The organism is Nocardia sp. NPDC059228, from assembly GCF_042754245.1.
GTDB lineage: Bacteria > Actinomycetota > Actinomycetes > Mycobacteriales > Mycobacteriaceae > Nocardia.
In genome coordinates this window covers 1-2896 of record NZ_JBHZAL010000087.1, presented here as the reverse complement: position 1 = coordinate 2896, position 2896 = coordinate 1, and the positions used below count along the sequence as shown (strand labels likewise).

The 2896-nt window shown below is 64.1% G+C and carries 2 protein-coding genes; one reads left to right on the top strand and one right to left on the bottom strand.

Annotated elements, in window-relative coordinates:
• Positions 1 to 266: 266 nt before the first annotated feature.
• A complete protein-coding gene (locus ACFXKA_RS42535) occupies positions 267 to 1040 on the bottom strand; it encodes a hypothetical protein (RefSeq protein WP_379431834.1) in 774 nt (257 codons plus the stop codon).
• Positions 1041 to 1620: 580 nt separating this feature from the next.
• Here ACFXKA_RS42535 and ACFXKA_RS42530 point away from each other — a divergent pair.
• Entirely contained in the window at positions 1621 to 2346 is a 726-nt protein-coding gene (locus ACFXKA_RS42530; RefSeq protein WP_379431833.1) for an ATP-binding cassette domain-containing protein, read from the top strand.
• The last annotated feature ends 550 nt before the right edge of the window (positions 2347 to 2896 follow it).

Sequence of the window (2896 nt, the reverse complement as noted above, 5' to 3'; positions counted from 1 at the left end):
GCGTGCTGTTTTTTTTTTTTTTATTTGCGGGTGGGGGGCTCTTGGGGGGGTTCCTGCGGGGGCTCGGCCCCCGCTTAGCCGGCGCCCCGCCCCCACGGCTCGGGAGTCTCGGGTGATCTGGCCGGGTTGGTGTCGTCGAAGGCAAGGCCCAGTGCACGATCTTGTGCGGTGGCGGCTTTAGCGCTGGATTTCGGGTGGATGCATCACCCGGCTCGAATTAGCGGCAGCACAAGCGCTTTCCGCTGCGGCTGACCTGCGCGACAGGTCTACAGGTCGACGTACTCGCGCGAGGAACCCACCACCGCCAGACGTTCGTCGCCCGGGTACAACTTCAGCGACGGGAACCGCGCATCGATCTCGCTGCGCGACAACGGATCCGACACCGGCGCCAGACTGAACACACCCGGCAAATCCTCCCACGCGGCCGCCGGAGCCAGCGCCCGCACCCGCGCGACCTGGCCATCGACCACGTACACCACCGCCCGCAGACCGGCACGCCGCCACGACGGCACCGGACCACGCAGAGACGACAACCGCCGATCAGCCTCCCACAACGGATCCGCCGACCCGGCGAATTCCTCGAGCAGCGCGCGCTGTGTCCGCGTTTTCCGGTACACCACCATCACATGCGGGCCCACGTTGTGCGCCGCGGCCGCCAGATCCGCAACGAGATCTTCCAGGGGCGTCAGACCCAGCTCAGGAAACGCGATCCGCACCCATTCGTACGGTGCGAACACCGCCCGCTGCGCGCCGCGGAACATCACCACCGTGTGAATCCCGGCCTCGAGATCGTCGATGATCTCGGCGACGTTCACCCGCGCATCCGTCGAAGCCCGCTCGCGCACACTCGAATCCGCCACCGCAAGATACGGATTCACCGCTTGGGCCTCGCGCCACATCCCCGGCGACAACATCATCGCCGTCGGCACCGTGCCGAACCGATTCACCTGCACGAACTTGTCGTCAGCCGCATGCTTCCAGGTCGCGGACCAGTCATCACGCAACGTCTCGGTCTCCACGACCAACAAGTCCGAATCCACACTCGAAACTCTACAATTCCTACATTTCGAGGGCCGGAAGGCTGGAAGCCCATCACAGGCTGAAGCGCTTCGAGGGCAGCCGGGGAGGGTGTTCTCGGTTCAACCGATCGGGTGAATGCAAGGGCCGCCTGTTACCTGCCCGCGCAATCACGGTCCGCTCGGTTCCCAACCATGTGACGTAGTCGAGTTCCTCACGAAGCGAAGAGAATTCGAGATCTGACGCGCTCCCTGTCGTTGACTCGCGAACGTCCAATTGCCCGCATGAGCCTGCACCTCGCAATCGCCCAGTCATCGGTAGTAGCGGACGTTCAGCCGGCCTCGGATCGGCACTGCCGGTTGATCTTCTGCCGCGCCGCGCTGGCCGGTTCGGTCAGCGCGGTATGCGGCAGAATAGTGTGTCGGCAGAGGAGGCGAATCCGCTGCACTGTAGTCGGGGGTGGCGGATCCTCGTCATCGAGGAATCGGCAGAGCCCCAGCATCTCCGCCCCGATTGGCATCGAGGGAAGAGCTTCCGCCGAGCCGTGTCGGTGGCGCTACAGTCTGCTCGACGGGAGTAATCCTCTGGGTGGAAGGCTGACTCATGACCGCTGAACTGCGTTGCGTCACTGTCCATATCGACACTGGTCGATGGAGCGAAACAGTGCTCAACGCGGTAGACCTGGCCATACCCGCAGGTCAGATCACTGCCGTGCTCGGCGGGCCCGGGTCGGGAAAGTCGATGCTCGCCCGCGCTCTCACCGGGCAACTGCCGACCACAGCACAATGCAGCGGAGTGGTCCTGATCTGCGGTGAAATTGCCAAGGATCAGCATCGCCCGCGCCTGCCCGAGCAGGTCGGGTATGTCCCTCAGGACGGTGTGACGGCGTTCGACCCCGACGAAACGGTTGGAGCACAGTTGCACGCGCTACAAGATCGCCATCACGCATGGAGTGTCGAACGAGCCTGTGCCGCAGCGCACTATCCTGCCGACGGTCTCCTTCTGCTCCCTCATCACAACTCCGGAGGCCAGATCCAACGCGCCGCTCTTGCCGCGGCACTGCTGGCGGCGCCGGGCATTCTCGTCGCGGACGGACCGACCAATTCCCTTGATACGGGTACCGCTTACCAGGTATGGAAATCGTTGCGTGACTATGCTGACTCCGGCGCAGCGGTACTCGTGATCAGCAACGAGGTGAAGATGATGATCACTGACGGTTTCGCCGATCGGATAGTCATGATGCACGAGGGTCGTGTCCTATCAGCGGGGCCGACCGCGCTAATGCTGGACTCCGACCCATATTTGCAAGCGCTCTTTCGAGCAAGCTAGTGACGCGAACCCTTACTCGCCGCGAACCAACCTTCGACTGATCTGCCGAACACTCTCTCTTCGCCATGAGCGGACGTTCTGCGCCGCACCAGGTTCCGGGCGCCGGCGCGACCTGGGGGGTGCGACAACACTCCATCTACCGTTGCGAGTCGCACTTTTCGGCGCAGGTCGAGTGTGGCGCGGGCGTGCCCCAACACCACACCCCGACTCAAGCCTGGGTGCTACCGGCGGCGCCCGATCTCCGCCGTGACACACCCAGCCAGGGTTCCCGCCATTCCGCGTTCGGAAGGTCATGCCCGCGATAGGCAGCGAACGCAGGCGGAGCGGTCGGCGACACCCGCCCCCATCAGGGCGGATGTCGGCATCGAGATCCGTCCGGACCCGTCAGGACGTAACGACGATTCGAGTCCGCAGCCCTTCGGCGAAGCTGCGTGCCGCCGCCAGATCGTCGGCGTTTGACTGGAGCCCTTTGAGCAGGTCCAGCGGTTGTGAGAGTTCTGATGCACCAGAATGGGTGCAGGAGGACGGTTCACGACATGACGCGACGACG